The organism is Pseudomonas sp. 8 R 14 (assembly GCF_900005955.1).
Lineage (GTDB): Bacteria > Pseudomonadota > Gammaproteobacteria > Pseudomonadales > Pseudomonadaceae > Aquipseudomonas > Aquipseudomonas marginalis.
In genome coordinates, this window is record NZ_CVTH01000027.1 from 135,213 (window position 1) to 151,065 (window position 15,853).

The window sequence follows — 15,853 nt, forward strand, 5'->3', positions numbered from 1 at the left end:
AAAAAGGGCGCCATGCATTCACTGCATGGCGCCCTTTTTAGTGGCCAGCGTTTATTGGTATTGCTGGTACGGGTTGCCCTGGAACTGGTTGTTCTGCTGCGGCGCTTGCTGCTGCGCGCCAGGCTGGCCGTACTGCTGGCCGGGGATCGGGCCGAGGTTCACTTCTACGCGACGGTTCTGCGCACGACCGTTCACGTCGGCGTTGCTGGCTATCGGGTTATCCGGGCCGGCACCGCGTGCGCTGAGGTTGGCACCATTAACGCCTTGGGAGGTCAGGTAGTTGGCCACGCTCTGGGCACGGCGCTGCGACAGGTCCATGTTCAGTTGGCGGCTGCCGGTGCTGTCGGTGTAACCCACGATCTGGATGGTGTTCTGGTTGAACTGCTTGAGGGAGTTGGCCAGGTTGTTCAGCGGCTGGTAGAAGCTGCTGGAGATCGCGTCCGAGTTGGTGGCGAAGGTGATGTTACCCGGCATGATCAGCTTGATCTGGTCGCCCTGGCGCTGAACTTCAACCCCGGTATTGGCCATGCTCTCACGCAGTTTCTTTTCCTGCTGGTCGGCGTAGTAGCCGTAACCCGCGGCGCCGGCACCCGCAACCACTGCGCCGATTAGCGCGCCCTTGCCACGGTTGTTATGGTCGATGGCAGCACCCGCCAATGCACCGGCCAGGGCACCCAGGCCACCGTACTTGGCGGTCTTGCTCATACCGCTGGATTCATTATTCGCCTGTCCCTGGCTGCCACCGCCATAAGGATTAGGTGAAGCGCAGCCGGACAACAGGGCTACGGCGGTAGCGACAACAAGCAGACGACGCGGAGTGAACATGAAGGGAGCTCCTACTTTTGCATTCTGTGGTGCAAAGGACATTGGCAATGGACCCGTGCCGAGTTTGGAACGCGACAAACGGTAAAAATTCCGTGGGCGCGCCCAGAGCTGTAACAAAACATTCGGGTCTTGCGTTGCTACAGAAACCGTAGCAGACACATGCTGAACGCGGCCTGAGTTTTTGCTACAGCGGGTTGCCGTTCGAACCATTGCTTCACGCCCGCACAAATGGGTTCTCACGCATCTCGTCACCCAGGCGCGTGTCCGGGCCATGGCCGGTCACCACCGTCGCGCCTTCATCCAGCGTGTAGAGCCGTTGCTTGATCGAACGCACGATCGTCGCCTGGTCCCCACCCCACAAATCCGTACGCCCAACACCGCGCCGAAACAGCGTGTCCCCGGCAATCAGCAGCCTGGCATCGGCAAACCAGAAGCTCATCGAGCCTGGCGTGTGCCCCGGTGTATGCAGCGCCACACCGCACCCACAAGCCAACGCCTCATCATCGGCCAGCCAGCGATCCGGCGACGGCACCGGCGTGTAGGGCACACCAAACATCTGGCACTGCATCTCCAGGTTGTCCCAGAGAAACTGGTCTTCCTTGTGCAGGTGCAGGGTTGCACCGGTCTTTTCCTTCAATTGCCCCGAGGCCAGGAAGTGATCGAGATGGGCATGGGTGTGGATGATGCTCACCACTTTCAGGCCCAGGGCATCGAGGCGCGCCAGGATCAGTTCATGATTGCCACCCGGGTCGACCACGATGGCCTTCTTGGTGATGGGGTCGCCAATGATCGTGCAGTTGCACTGCAACGGGCCGACCGGGAAGGTTTCGCGGATCAGCGTGGGCTTTTCGGCTTCCATGGGTGCTCCTATAAAGTTAACGGCACATTTTTGGCACTGTGTGAAAAGCGATGACGAGTGATGTCACCTGCTTTGTTTGTAAGCATCGAGCGCATGCCCGAGGAATGCGTTCATGTGCTCGCGGTCATGATCGTTGGCTGACAGTTTTTCAGAATGTGTTCCTATTGGATTGGTGGCTGTAATCCGAAGCTCAATGTAAGACGCTCGATATAGTCCCCCAGGGCGCCTTTCAGTCCGATGGACTTGAGATCGATCTCTTCGTTCGCCAAGAGCGCCAGAAACGCCCTCATGTCGGTCTGAATGCTTTCCGGCAGGTTGATGGGGTCATCCGTCAATTGGCCGCTCAGATTCAGTACGTCATTTCGATGTTTTTTGAGGTTCTTGCTGTCGACCTGTTCGCCAGCCTCCTTTCGCGCTGACAAATTGAGCCAAGCGTGCGCCTTGAGTGGGATCAGCCGGTCGGCGCCGATGAAGGTCAGAACGTCATTGCGCTGCCGGCCCTCAAGGAGGAAATGGTAGTAGGGGTCATCGAGCAAGATGGCGGACAGGCTTGATACCGATTCGTCTGTAGGAATAGGGGTCAGCGTCGCGTCCGCCGGGAGCGCGACACCCTCGGGAGCACGCGAGAACAATTCGATCTGGACGGGATAGGCCTCGTCCTCGGGGTGCTGGAACCGATAGAAAACAGGCCGCTGACCGTCAATCCCACCAACCTGCCGGATGGCGTACCGTCCGGCACGTATGAAGGCCCAGAACGCCCCGGCAAACTCGGCATTGAGCGCTTCGATAACCAGCACGATATCGAGATCCTTGGTTGCGCGGAACGATTGGCCCGCCGCATCCATCGTGAGCCAGGAGGCAACACCGCCAATCAGCACATACTGATCACGAAAATCGCTGAAGTGTTGTCCGAATACGTCTAGTCCTCTGATTTCAGCCAAGTCACTGCCTCCTTAAGTTCATCTAAAGCCAACTGGACACGTTCGTCCGGGACGTTTTCCAAGCTCAGAAGCAATGACGCTTCATCTGCGATGTTTTTTCCTTCCTTTAGGCTTCGATAAGACCATATCTCCACCCATGCCCGGATCTCATCAACCGAGTCGGTTACCTTGAATGCCAGTTCCTGGACCATGTCGTCGAACTGCTTTTTGGTCATTCCAAAAACCGGTTGTATGGGACCCGCCAGCATCGTGCATTTGGCCAGAGCGGTCTCGCCCGCGAGAAATACGCCGCCGCCTGTATGAAGCACTCGGTCGATCGCAACCTTCCGTTTAACGGGAGAGCGCATAAAGGGGCGAGCATTTTTGAAGACGCTGGCCGGAGGTGCACCGAACGAATAGCAATTTTTGAACCCCTGACTTTGTGCAGGATGGACGATGCCCAGCTTCAGCAACTGATCGATCACTTTGGCAAGTGTGACGCGGCTGTATTTGAAACCGTTCATGATGCCGTTGGAGTTGAAGATCGTATCGCTGTCCCATCCCTCATACAGGCGAGCCAAGACCATCGCTTGTGCAGCAGGAAGAAGGGCTGAAACGTCTTCCTCGTTTCGGCGCGTCCGAACGGTCTCGCGCAGGTCCATCGCCAACTCTGGGATGAACATCTGATAGCCAGGCTGGATGAAATTGATGTTGTTGGCGATCAGGCTACGCCGCTCCGGCACCGACAGTGACTGGCATACGTACACAACCACCTTGTCCGTGGTTTTTTGTACCTGAGCGATGTGCTTCCCAAGCGTTACGGCTCCCGGGTACTTATTTTCCACTGGAAGCAGTAGGAGCATCGGTAGCGTTTGTTTCGCCTTCGGCCCGACCATAAGGGCCAGATAGACGAGTTTGTAGGCATCCTTGATATGAAAGGGAACCTTCAGGCCTGAGGCTGCTTGAAGGTGCGCTTCCAAGCCCACAGTGGATTCGAGGTAACCCTTGATATCATCCAGTAAAACCGGCATTTCACGCCACCTTGTTAACCACTTTTTTACACCGTAAACTATGGCGATTAACAAGTCAAAAAAGTGGTTAACACGGCAGGAGGATTACCCACCCGGTCCTCTGTAGATCAACGTGAGGGCCAGTCACTCGTCATTGCAGTTGCACTGCAACGGGCCGACCGGGAAGGTTTCGCGGATCAGCGCGGCTTTTTCAATATTCATCGATGCTCCTGCGGGCGCTATGGCATATTCCGCACAGTATGGTTGACGCGGTGCCAGACCTGAAGAGCAGCGACTGCTAAGCTTGCCCACGCCATCGAAAAACAACCCAGGCCCCCGCCACCGTGCCGCGTTGGAGCGATCCCCATGGCGAATCAACTGATCATCTGCGAGCACTGCGACTGTGTGTACGAAAAAGTCACGCTCGCCAAACATCAAAAAGCCCACTGCATACGTTGCGCAGGCGTGCTCCAGCGCTACAACGGCCTGACCGTGCAACAGCGTCTCGCCCTGACGCTGACGGCTGCGGTGCTGTGGACGTTCGCCAATTTCTATCCCGTGATGAGTATCAGCCTGCAAGGCCTGAAAAGCAGCGCCACGCTATGGGACTCGGTGGTAGCGCTGAGCCTGGGGCCGATCACGTTTATCGCGTTGGTGGCGGCCATTTCCATCATCATCGCGCCAGTGTTCCAGTTACTGCTGCTGATGTGGGTCTTGAGCTTCGCCCTCGCGGGCAAGCGCTCACCGGCGTTCCGATTGTGCATGCGTTGGCTGGAGGCACTCAGGCCCTGGAGCATGCTGGAGGTGTGTCTGCTCGGGGCAATGGTGGCGGTGTTCAAGCTGGCCGGCATGCTTGATGTGATCCCCGGCACCGGCCTGTTTGCCCTGGCCGTACTCAGCCTGTTGCTGATCCGCATTGCCGGGCGTGATGTGCGCGACCTGTGGGACAGCGTATGAGCACACCGCCGACGGCCAGCGAGCTCGGCCTGTGCCTCTGTCACAGCTGCGGATTGTCCTGCGACATGCGCGACGGGCCGAACGAATGCGAGCGTTGCGGCGCGCCCTTGCACCGGCGCAAGGTCAGTTCCCTGACGCGCACCTGGGCCTACATGCTCACCGCGCTGGCGTTCTATGTGCCGGCCAATCTCCTGCCGGTGATGAACACCACCATGCTCGGCTCGGGGGCGGACAGTACTATCATGAGTGGGGTGTTGGAGTTCTGGCAGCACGGCGCGTGGGACATTGCGCTGATTATTTTCATCGCCAGCATCGCAGTGCCCGGCATCAAGTTTGTGTCCCTGGCCCTGCTGCTGGTCACCGTGCAGCGCAATAGCCTTTGGGCACGCAAGGAACGTTCGAAGCTGTTCCGCTTCGTCGAACTGATTGGCTACTGGTCGATGCTGGATGTCATCGTGGTCGCGCTGGTGGCCGCACTGGTGAAGTTCCAGGCCCTGGGCACCATCGAGCCGCGCCTGGGTATCCTGTTTTTCGGCCTGGTGGTGGTGTTTACCATGCTGGCCGCCATGAGCTTCGACCCGAGGCTGATCTGGGAAACCCCACACAACAAGGAGACCGCGGATGACGTCACATCCCACTGACACCCCGCAAGCCCCAGGATCGCCTGCAATCAAGACACGGCGCTTCAGCGTTTCGCTGGTGTGGATCGTGCCGATCGTCGCGGTGCTGGTGGGGATTTCGCTGGTGGTACACAGCGTCCTCCAACAGGGCCCGACCATCACCCTCAATTTCAAGACCGGCAGCGGTCTGATCGCGAACAAAACCGAGGTCAAGTACCGCAACGTGGTGATCGGCCAGGTGACCGACGTCGCCTTGAGCGACGACCAGAAAAGCGTCAACGCCACGGTTCAACTGGCCAAGCAGGCCGAAAGCTTCACCCGCGCCGATTCGCAGTTCTGGGTGGTACGCCCGCGTATCGGCGCCGGCGGCGTATCCGGCATCGACACCCTGCTCTCCGGCGACTACATAGGTGCCGACATCGGCCAATCGGAGACCCGTGCCAAGCAGTTCAAAGGCCTGGAAAACCCGCCGCCCATCACCTACGGCGAACCGGGCAAGCGTTTCACGCTGCACACGCAGACCCTCGGTTCGCTGGATATCGGCTCACCGGTGTACTACCGCAAAATCGAGGTCGGCCAGGTGGTGGCCTACGAGTTGGATGCCGAAGGCAAGGGTGTCAACGTCGAGGTGTTCGTGCATGCGCCCAATGATGCCTATGTCACCGAAAACACGCGTTTCTGGAATGCCAGCGGGGTTGACCTGAGCGTCGGCGCCAATGGCTTCGCGCTGAAGACCGAATCGCTTTCGTCCATGCTGGTCGGTGGTATCGCCTTTCGGGCGCCGCCGTACAGCCCCAACGACAAACCGGCCGACGAGGCACGTACCTTTGAGCTCTTCGACGACCAGGACAGCGCCCTCGCCCCACCCAATGGCGAGGGGCAATACATGGCCCTGCGCTTCGACCAGGCATTGCGCGGGCTCAAGGTCGGGGCGCCGGTGGAGTTCCTCGGCGTCGAGTTTGGCAAAGTGGTATCGATCAACCTCGACTTCGATGCCAATAAACGCAGCTTCCCACTCAACGTCGGTATCGTGATCTATCCACAGTTGCTCGGACAGGCCCACACCAAACTGCTCAAGGTCATGAACCATGACCCCAACGATGAGGCCGCCGGCGTACGGCTGATCGGCTCGTTCATCGAAAATGGCCTGCGCGCCCAGGCACGCAGCGGCAACCTGTTGACCGGCCAGTTATACATCGCGCTGGACTTCTACCCGAAAGCCGAGAAGGTCAAATTTGACCCCAGCCTGCGCCCGGTCAGCATTCCAACCATTCCCGGCAACCTCGAGCAACTGCAGGAAAAACTCGAGAGCATCGTCAACAAGATCAACCAACTGCCGATCGAACGTATTGCCGGCAACCTCGACAGCAACCTGGTCGAGCTGCGCAAAGGCCTGACCCAATTCAATGCCAAGACCCTGCCCGGCGTGCAGAACACCCTGGCTGACGTGAGCAAGACCCTGCAATCGGCCAGTTCCACCCTGGCCGAGGATTCACCGCAGCGCGAGCAGTTGACCCAGACCCTGGATGAACTGGGGCGCATGTCGCGCTCCCTGCGCGAACTGTCGGACTACCTGGGCCGTCACCCGGAATCGCTGATTCGCGGCCGTCCCGACAACGCCGCGCCCCTGGACCTGCAAGGACCACCGCGCAAATGACCCCTGGAGCAAACGCCATGACGTTTCCGTTGAAGATCACAGTGGTCGGCATGCTGCTGTTGCTGGCGGCGTGCAGCAGTACTCCGATTACCTTTCATACGCTGACACCGGCGCACTGGAATACGGCCACTGGGGCCGACGCGGGCAGCATCCGGATTGAAAGCATCACCGTTCCCCCCCAGGTCGACCGACCGCAGATTGTGATCCGCCAGGGCGACAGTGGCGTGGCGATCCTGGAAACCCAGTGGTGGGCAGCGAGCCTCGCGGATGAGCTGAGGAGTGCGCTGGTGGACCAACTGGCCAACAGCAACCCTCGACAATCGATGTTGTTGCGTCTTGAAGTGCAGCGCTTTGACTCCGTACCCGGCCAGTACGCGCTGCTCGACGTCAAATGGCGCCTGCGCCCGGCCGGGGGCACCGAGCGCCCACCGCTGACCTGCCGGACCACGTTGCAGTCGCCCGCCGGGCCGAGCATCGACAACGTGGTGCTCGCCCATCAAAACAATCTCAAGCGCTTTGCCGCGCAGGTCAGCCAGGCGGTCGACAGGTCAACCGGCCAGTGCCCGCCGGCACCGTAAACCGCCCGGCACTTACGCCAGCAAGCCCATCGCCTTGGCTCGCGCCACGGCCTGGGTGCGTCGCTCGACCCCAAGTTTGCTGTTGATGTGGCTGGCGTGGGTCTTGACGGTGTGCAGGGAGATAAACAGCTGGTTGCTGATTTCCTGGTTGGAGCAGCCTTGGGCGATCAGTTGCAGGACCGCCAGCTCGCGCGTGCTCAGGGTTTCGTGGCCAGTCGTGACCTCGGGCGTCACGACCGCCGGGAGAAGCGCGAGCAGGCTCTGGTGCAACACACCTTGCGGGTCCTTGCCCAATTGCTCACGCATCCAGTCCGGATGCCCGTCCAACAAGCGCTGGAACGGCTGTAACGCGCCCCCGGCGCCCGCCTCAAGCGCCTGGGCCAGCACCGGCCGCGCCCTGGCTTCCTGACCGCACTCAAGCAGCAACTGGGCCTGCTGGGTCAGCGCCATCAGGGCAATCATCTGGCGCCCGCTGTCGTGGGCCTGTTGCGCCAGTGCTTCGAGCCGCTCCAGCGCCGCCTGGGGCTGATGGCGCACGGCATCGAGGGCGGCTTGTTGCAGCCCGACATGTTGCGGCAAGTGCGGGTGGAATTCCGGTGCAGCAGCGGCCTGTTCGCCGTGGTAAGTCTGCCCCAGGCGCATCAGCCAGGCATCCGCCAGGTCGGTGCGACCCTGGGCCAGCCACAGTTCGCATTTGATCAGGGTAATCATCGCCAGGTAGTAGATCGGCGGCACATCCCAGATATGCATCAGGCGCTCGGCTTCGGCGAGTTCGGCGAAGGCTTTGGGAAAGTCATGGCGCCGCCCTTCGAAGCTGGCGATCACGCAATGGCCGATCAGCACGCTGATATCGCGACAGGCTCGCGCCTCGGCCAGGCCTGCGCGCAGGAGGGCAATGCCGGTTTCGGGCTGGTTGCGCATCAACAGCAAATAGCCTTCGTAAAGCGACAGCCGCGCACGCACCGCATACAGTCGCTGCGGTGCCAGGCCGTGCAGGCGCTGCAGGCCCTGGCGCACCTCATCGAGCGCGCGCAGGATTTCGCCACGGGCCTGCAGCACCCGTGCACGGTCGTAATGGGCCAGGGCTTCGAACAGCGGGTTGCCGACCCGCTGCGCCAGTTCCAGGGATTCGCGGTTCAGGCCACGGGCGCGCCACAAATCGCCATCGGCAATGGCCAGGTTGGACAGGGTCGACAGGCACACCAGGCGCTGGCCGTAACGCCGTTGCGGCAGGCTGTCCAACGCCTCGCTGCAATAGCGCTGCGTCAATTCACGGTCGCCGCGACCGCGGGCGATAATCCCGCTCAGCGCCAGCCACTGGGCCAGCATCGAGCGCTGTGCGGTGGCCGAGGGCGCCGGCAGGAAGCGACTGAGGTACGCGGACAGCTCCTGCGCCGCATCCAACTGGCAGGCCAGTGCCAACGCCCAGCTGTACAGCACAATCAGGCGCGGCGTGCTGATCAGCAGGCTGTCGGGCAAGTCCATTTTCCAGCGCAGCAACATGTCGACATTCTGCTCGGCCAGCAGTTGTTCTTCGGACAGGTTCTGCACCAGGTTGGCCGCCACGTCGAGGTGCCCGGCGCGCAATGCCTGCTCCACCGCCTCGTCGATCAAGCCCCGGGCGTTGAACCAGCGGCACGCGCGCAGATGCAGGCTGGCGGCCGGCAAGACATTGCTGCTCGCGCGGCGGGTGCGCAGCAGGTCGGAGAACAAATGGTGATAACGGTACCAGTGCCCCTGCTCGTCCAGGGGCACCAGGAACACTTGGTGGGCTTGCAGGTAGCGCAGGATCTCGGCGCTGTCATGGGCTTCGCGCACGGCATCGCACAGCTCGCTGCAAAAACGCTCCTGGGGCGCGGTGTCGAACAGGAACGCCTGCACTTCGGGTGGCAGGCAGTCGATCACTTCTTCCAGCAGGTAGTCGCGGATCAGCCCTTCCCCACCGTGCAGGCTTTGCGGCAAGGCGTCCTCGCTGCCGGCTTCGGAAGCCGCCAGCAGCCAAAAGCGCAGGCCGGCCACCCAGCCTTCGCTACGGCGGATGAGGTTGTCGAGGGCTTCACCACTCAAGGAACTGCTGTGGCGATCCAGCAACGCCTGGGATTCGGCATGGGTCAGGCGCAGGTCTTGCTCGTGCAACTCCAGCAAATGCCGTGACAACCGCAAGCGCGCCAGATGCCAGTCCGGGCGCTGGCGGCTGGTGACCAGCACCACCAGGCCATCGGGCAAATGGTTGAGGAAGAATTGCAGGCAACGGTCCAGCACCGGCCCCTGGGCCAGATGGTAGTCATCCAGCACCAGCAACAATGGCGCACGGGTGGACAGGTGAACGGTCAGCTCATCGAGCAGGCCGTCGAGCCACTCTTCAAACGCAAAGGGTTGATGGCGCTGGCGCATTTTCAGCAAGCCCAGGGATTGGGTGCCGAGTGCCGGGAAGTAGTGCTGCAACCCTTCGAGAAGGCGCTCAAGAAAACGCCCTGGGTCGTTGTCCCGTGGGCTCAGGCCCAGCCACAGGCTGTGCCACTGAGCCGGCAGGCCCTGGCAGAACTCCACCGCCAACGAACTCTTGCCGAACCCGGCCGGTGCGCAGACCAGCAGCAACCGCCCCTCCAGGCCGGCGCCCAGCCGTTCACACAGGCGCGGGCGCAGCACGTAGCCATCAGGCAGCGGGGGCCTGTAGAAGCGACCTTCCAGGGTCGGGATTACCCGGCTGGCAGGCCCTTGGATTCGGGACAGATCAGTCATCGCCGGGCTCTTGTAGAAGGCTGTTGTCGGCATTGCAGATGTCCGCAGACTAGCGGTAAAAGCGGCGGGTTTGTAGATCTTTGCAACATTTGCCTGAAAAAGAACTGAGACAAGAAATATCGCCGCAAACAAAAAGTGGAAGGGGGCTTGCTCCCGATAGAGGCGGATCAGTCAATGCTGCGCTGACTGTCACATCGCTATCGGGGGCAAGCCCCCTCCCACCTTGAGTTACTCGTGCAACTTAGCGAACACCGTCCTGGCGCAGGGCCGCCGGGGTGAAGTCGCTGGTGGTGGCGGTGAAGCCGAAGTCATAGGCCTGCTTCTCTTCGTTCTTCATGCCCAGGGCCAGGTAGCGGCCGGACTGCAGGTCGTAGAGGGTTTCCAGGGCGTACCACGGCACTTGCTTGTCGTAGTAGTTCTCGGCATGGGCTTCGGCGACACGCCACAGTTGGCCACGGCCGTCGTAGTGGTCGATCACTGCGGCTTGCCAGGTGTCTTCGTCGATGTAGAAGTCACGCTTGGCGTAGATGTGGCGCTGGCCTTCCTTCAAGGTCGCGACCACGTGCCAGACACGGCGCAGCTCGTAGCGTGCCAGGTCCTGGTTGATGTGGCCGGCCTTGATGATGTCGGCGTACTTGAGCTTCGGATCATCGATCTTGTAGCTGTTGGAGGCGATGTAGATTTCCTTCTTGCCTTCCAGTTTCCAGTCGTAGCGGTCCGGCGCACCGTTGTACATGTCGAGGTTGTCGGAGGTACGCAGGCCGTCGGCGGCGGTACCCGGCCCGTCATAGGACACTTGCGGCGCCCGGCGCACGCGGCGCTGGCCGGCGTTGTAGACCCACGCCGAACGCGGCTCCTTCACCTGGTCCAGGGTTTCGTGCACCAGCAGCACACCACCGGCCAGACGTGCCGGGGCGGTCACTTGCTGCTTGAAGTAGAACAGCACGTTACCCGGGTTCTTCGGGTCGAAGTCCTTCATCTTGTCGCGGAACACGAACTGGTCGCGGAAGTACACCAGGCTGTAGGAGCCGTTGGTTTGCGGCGTGGCCTGGGTCACCAGGCGGGTCACGCTGCCACCGCGATAACGGGTGATGTGGTTCCAGATGACTTCCACGCCGCTTTTCGGGATCGGGAACGGTATGGCGGTTTCGAAGTTTTCCAGGCCGTTGCCGCCAGACACGAGGTTGGTGGTGGTGGCGTTCTTCTTGATGGAGGCGAACACATCGGCCGGTACGGTAGCGCCGCGATGGGTCGGGTAGACCGGCATCTTGAAGGTTTCCGGGTAACGCTTGAACATCGCGTACTGCCCCGGTGCCAGCTTGTCTTTGTACTGCTCGACGTTCTGCGCGGTGATGGTGAATTGCGGTTGTTCACTGGCGTACGGGTTGGCGAGGAAACCTTTGGCATCCACAGCGCCGGCGTTGGTCGGCATCGGCGACCATTTCGGGATGGTGCCGGCCGCGTTACCGGCCATTTCCGCGCCCATCGGCGTCAGGGTCGTGCCCAGCTTGGCGGCCTCATCCGCCGACACTGCCGCCATGACATTGCTCGCCAGGATCGACAGCCCAAGCACACCCACGTGCAACAGACTTTTGGTTATTTTCATGTTCTGGTCTTCCTGAAAATACAGTGTGCTTAGAAGTTGGCGCCGAAGCTCAGGGCGACGAAGTCGCGGTCATTCACCGTGCTGAAATCACCACCGAAAAAGTTGGTGTAGTTCAGGCTGGCGGTGTAGGTGTTCTGGTATTCGGCATCCAGGCCCAGACTGACGGCTTTGCGGCCCTCTTCGAAGTTGGCGCCAGGACCCGGGGAGTACCCCTTGACGTCATGGGACCATGCCACGTTTGGCTTGAGGTTTACGCCGGCGAAAACGTCCGGGTATTCCCAGATAGCCCGACCGCGATACCCCCAGGAAGTGGCAGTGGTGAAGCCATCGTTGTTGCAGTTAGTGTTCAGTCCGTTGGCATTTGCCAGGCCGGCGCCTTGAGCCGTAGACGTGTTCAACGCCGCACAGGCATTATTCGGCAGCGTACCAGGGCCGAAGACAGGGTCACGACCGTAGCGCACATCCGACTTGCTCTCCAGACCACCCACATGGGTTACACCTACTTCACCCACCAGGGTCAAACGGCTAGCGCCCATGACTTGGTCGAAGAAGTGGGTAAATGTCGTTTGGAACTGGCTGATTTCCTTACGACGATAACCATGCAAGTCCTGGCCCGGAGCCCCGTTGAGCAACGACGCATTGCCGAGGACCGGCCCACCAATAGGTTTCACACCGGCAAACAGGATGTCGGTGGTGCTCAGTTGGACCGGGGCATTAGGACGGTAGCTAAACTCGCCGCTCCATGCAGTCCCCGTGGGCAGGGTGGTGGAGAAACTCAAGCCATAGAGACGAATATCCTCTGGGTACTCAACGAAATAATTGGAGTTACCCGCGACCACCAGCGGACGCAATTGACCAGGCACACCTGGCGTTGCGCCGGTGTATTTCGATTGCGGGGCGCCCTGGGCACTGAAGATCGGAGCGCGGCTGTGGTAGTTCATGAAGTAAGCGCCGAACTCTGTATCCAGAGGCTCGTAGTTGTAATGGAACGCGACACCGAACTGACCACTGTCGCGCGCATCACGATCCGGGCCGCGACGCACCAATACGCCCTCGTTGTTAACGTCGACGCCATTTGCGGCGAGCCCTGGCAGTACTCCGGCGGGTAGGAAGCGACGGCTGTTCAATACTCGCAAATTGTCACTGCAGCCATCGGAAATAACATCAGGCTGAGAGAAGAAAGTGCCGCAGTTATCGGTAACGGTCTGGTCCCATTCCAACTGATAAAAGGCTTCCGCCGACAAGTTATCGGTCAGGGTCTGCGACACGTAGAACATGTTGACCGGAATCAAACCTTCCTTGATTTCGGCGCCCGGACGACGGAATGCAGACACATCGATCGGGTTAATGGAGTTGATGCCACCACCGATGAAAGTACTTTCACCCCAGCTCACTACCTGCTTACCGAACCGCACGTTGCCGGGCTGATCGGCAATGGAGTAGTTGTGGTAGATAAACGCATCGAGAATCTGCCCGCCAGAAGACTTGGCGCCCTCTTTGCGGTTGTTGTTGCTGATGTCCTTGAACTCGCGGCTCTCATCCTGCAGTTCGAAGTCATACCAGTACTTGCCGCGCACAAACACGCCGGTGTCGCCGTATTTCAACTCCAGGTCATGAATGCCCTTGAAAATCTTCGAGAACGTTTCGCCACGCTTGAAGTTCAAGTGGCCGTCATCGGAGGTCTGGGACAGACCGTTGCCGCCGTTGTTGGCACCGATCAGGTCCTGGTTGGGCTTGGCTGTCGACCAGCTCGCCCCCACCGAAAGCGACGAGTCAAAACTACCTTCGATTTCACCGATATTGAAACTGACGCCGAATGCGGGCCCGGCGAGCGTAGAGGCGAGACTGACGGCCAGGGGCAGTCTTGCCCGGCGCCAGAACTGGTTTACTGAGGTCATCGACGCTACTCCATGTGCATTATTGTTATGGCAGTGAGTTTGTTCTGTGATGCTTGTAACGGCCGGAATACAACGATTCCAATGCCGCCTGGCAACTGAACCTCCATGGCCCGAAGCGATGCATCCTTGAAAAACTCTGGGTGGGACTATAGCCAGCAGGGGGTACCGCTTGATCCCTCTAAAGTGTGATTTGCATCACCAACCCGTCTGCCACAGCCCTTTCGCCATGTCGGCGAAGGCCGACGCGGCAAGGATGGCTGAAAATTGGCAAATCACAAGTGAAGGCGCGAGATAGAGCATCGCCGTGCCACGAGGGCACGGCAAATCAGCTCAGAGGGTGGACAGGAAGGTGCTGTTGTTGGCCTGCCATTCAATGATGTCAATACGGATACGTTTTTTGTCGAGCTTGCCGACACTGGTCTTGGGAATTTCCGTAACAACGGCGATCTGGCTCGGAATCGCCCACTTGCTCAGATGGCCCAGTTCGACAAAAGGCTTGAGGTGTTCCTTGAGCTCGCGGGCGCCAATCTCATGGCCATCACGCACCACCAACAACGCAAACGGGCGCTCGCCCCACTGCGGGTCGGCAATGCCCACCACCGCTACTTCGCGTACCGCCGGGTGACGGCTGACCAGATCTTCGAGGGCCAGGGAGGAGATCCACTCGCCGCCGGTCTTGATCACATCCTTGATGCGGTCGCGAATATCGATCACCCCAAATGCATCGAGGGTGGCCACGTCGCCGGTGTGCATCCAGCCACCCGCCCACAGCTCGGCGCCCTTCTGCGGCTCGTTGTAATACCCCTCGGTCAGCCACGGCGCGCGCAGCACCAACTCACCCTGGGACTCGCCGTCGGCGGGCAGGAAATTCCCCTCGGCGTCCATGATCGCCGCTTCCACCAACGGCCCGGGCACGCCGGCCTTGATGCGGTAGCTGATGCGCTCGTCCTCGGTGCCGGCCATCAGTTCTTCGTTGAGGTGGGCGCAGGACACCAGCGGGCCGGTCTCGGACATGCCGTACGCCGCGGTGAGCTGAATCCCACGGGCCTTTGCCGCCTCATACAGCGTGCGGTTGAGCGCACTGCCGCCGATGACGATTTTCCAGCCGCCAAAATCGATGCCTTGGGCAGCCTTGGCGTTGAGCACCATTTGCAGGATGGTCGGCACGCAGTGGGAAAAGGTGACCTTCTCCTTGCGCCACAGCTCTACCAGGTATTCCGGGTCGTAGCGGCCGGGGTAGACCTGCTTCAGGCCAAGCATGGTCGCCACATACGGCAGGCCCCAGGCATGCACGTGGAACATCGGCGTGATCGGCATGTACACGTCGTTGGTGCCCAGCAGGCGCACGCTGTCGACGCTGCCCATGATGGTCGCCACGCCGATGGTGTGCAGCACCAGTTGGCGATGGGTGAAGTACACGCCCTTGGGGTTGCCGGTGGTGCCGGTGGTGTAGAAGGTGGTGGCGACGGAGTGTTCGTCGAAGTCCTGGAAATCGTACTTCGGGCTGGCGGCGGCCAGCAGGGTTTCATACTCACCGACCAGGTTGGGCAACTCGGCGGTCTTGGCTTCGCCGTCGGTGAGCAGCAGCGTCTTGTCCACGGTGGTGAGCTGCTCGGCAACGGCCTGGTAGAGCCCCACGAACTCGCTGTTGACCAGCACGAAGCGGTCCTCGGCGTGGTTCATGGTGTAGAGAATCTGTTCCGGCGACAGGCGCACATTGATGGTGTGGATCACCGCGCCGATCATCGGGATGGCGAACATGCATTCCAGGTAACGATGACTGTCCCAATCCATCACCGCCACAGTGTCACCGGCCTTGACCCCGGCTTCGGTGAGCACGTTGGCCAGGCGCGCGACGCGCTCGATCAAGGTCGGGTAGGTGTAGCGCAGCTTGTCGCGATAGACAATTTCCCGGGTCTTCTCGTAACGGGTACCGGACATCAACAGGCGCTTGATCAACAGCGGGTATTGATACGCACCTTCGGCGGGCGGAATAACACGGGTCTGCAACATACGAATCCCTTTTATGACTGCACGGTCTTGGCTTGAAGACCTGCACTGTAGAGAGGTTATGTTTCAGCTAAATCAGCCAAAGGAATGATTTGCAGAGGCTGGGGAATGCTAGCTTTGAGCCATTATTCAGGGACAATGGAGGTCAAATGTGGGAGGGGGCTTGCTCCC

The 15,853-nt window shown here is 60.4% G+C and carries 12 protein-coding genes; 4 read left to right on the top strand and 8 right to left on the bottom strand.

Going from position 1 to position 15,853, the window contains the following annotated elements; all coding sequences use genetic code 11:
• Positions 1-51 precede the first annotated feature (51 nt).
• The 4 genes from BFQ01_RS03665 to BFQ01_RS03680 all read right to left on the bottom strand — a co-directional run bounded on the left by BFQ01_RS03665 (position 52) and on the right by BFQ01_RS03680 (position 3,635).
• Positions 52-825 carry an OmpA family lipoprotein gene (locus tag BFQ01_RS03665; protein WP_027604771.1) on the bottom strand — a complete coding sequence of 258 codons (774 nt, stop codon included), beginning with the start codon at positions 823-825 and terminating at the stop codon, positions 52-54.
• A gap of 214 nt (positions 826-1,039) precedes the next feature.
• The gene (locus tag BFQ01_RS03670; RefSeq protein ID WP_065924263.1) at positions 1,040-1,684 is read right to left on the bottom strand and encodes an MBL fold metallo-hydrolase; all 645 of its coding nucleotides are present in this window, start codon (positions 1,682-1,684) and stop codon (positions 1,040-1,042) included.
• A gap of 161 nt (positions 1,685-1,845) precedes the next feature.
• Positions 1,846-2,625, bottom strand: coding sequence for a hypothetical protein (locus BFQ01_RS03675; protein ID WP_065924264.1), 780 nt, complete (start codon positions 2,623-2,625; stop codon positions 1,846-1,848).
• Positions 2,604-3,635, bottom strand: a complete 1,032-nt coding sequence (locus BFQ01_RS03680; RefSeq protein WP_065924265.1) for a hypothetical protein — start codon at positions 3,633-3,635, stop codon at positions 2,604-2,606. The genes BFQ01_RS03675 and BFQ01_RS03680 overlap by 22 nt, the downstream gene beginning before the upstream one ends.
• Before the next feature lie 345 nt (positions 3,636-3,980).
• Between BFQ01_RS03680 and BFQ01_RS03685 the strand changes: the two genes are divergently transcribed.
• From BFQ01_RS03685 to BFQ01_RS03700, 4 genes are read left to right on the top strand one after another with little or no spacing between them, the layout of a single operon-like run.
• A complete protein-coding gene (locus BFQ01_RS03685) occupies positions 3,981-4,571 on the top strand; it encodes a paraquat-inducible protein A (RefSeq protein ID WP_027604773.1) in 591 nt (196 codons plus the stop codon).
• Positions 4,568-5,212, top strand: coding sequence for a paraquat-inducible protein A (locus BFQ01_RS03690; RefSeq protein ID WP_065924266.1), 645 nt, complete (start codon positions 4,568-4,570; stop codon positions 5,210-5,212). Before BFQ01_RS03685 ends, BFQ01_RS03690 begins: the two co-directional genes overlap by 4 nt.
• Positions 5,193-6,848: a PqiB family protein gene (locus BFQ01_RS03695; protein ID WP_065924267.1), complete on the top strand. Its 1,656-nt coding sequence runs from the start codon at positions 5,193-5,195 to the stop codon at positions 6,846-6,848. Before BFQ01_RS03690 ends, BFQ01_RS03695 begins: the two co-directional genes overlap by 20 nt.
• Positions 6,849-6,865: 17 nt before the next feature.
• A complete protein-coding gene (locus tag BFQ01_RS03700; RefSeq protein ID WP_065924268.1) occupies positions 6,866-7,426 on the top strand; it encodes a PqiC family protein in 561 nt (186 codons plus the stop codon).
• A gap of 12 nt (positions 7,427-7,438) precedes the next feature.
• On the opposite strand, the gene BFQ01_RS03705 is transcribed toward BFQ01_RS03700, so the two are convergent.
• The 4 genes from BFQ01_RS03705 to BFQ01_RS03720 all read right to left on the bottom strand — a co-directional run bounded on the left by BFQ01_RS03705 (position 7,439) and on the right by BFQ01_RS03720 (position 15,685).
• Positions 7,439-10,168 (bottom strand): LuxR C-terminal-related transcriptional regulator, encoded by a 2,730-nt coding sequence (locus BFQ01_RS03705; protein ID WP_065924269.1) that lies wholly within the window; start codon positions 10,166-10,168, stop codon positions 7,439-7,441.
• A gap of 241 nt (positions 10,169-10,409) precedes the next feature.
• Positions 10,410-11,774: a DUF1329 domain-containing protein gene (locus BFQ01_RS03710; protein WP_065924270.1), complete on the bottom strand. Its 1,365-nt coding sequence runs from the start codon at positions 11,772-11,774 to the stop codon at positions 10,410-10,412.
• A gap of 29 nt (positions 11,775-11,803) precedes the next feature.
• A complete protein-coding gene (locus tag BFQ01_RS03715) occupies positions 11,804-13,672 on the bottom strand; it encodes a DUF1302 domain-containing protein (protein ID WP_065924271.1) in 1,869 nt (622 codons plus the stop codon).
• Positions 13,673-14,002: 330 nt separating this feature from the next.
• Positions 14,003-15,685, bottom strand: a complete 1,683-nt coding sequence (locus BFQ01_RS03720) for a fatty acid--CoA ligase (protein WP_065924272.1) — start codon at positions 15,683-15,685, stop codon at positions 14,003-14,005.
• Positions 15,686-15,853: the final 168 nt, after the last annotated feature.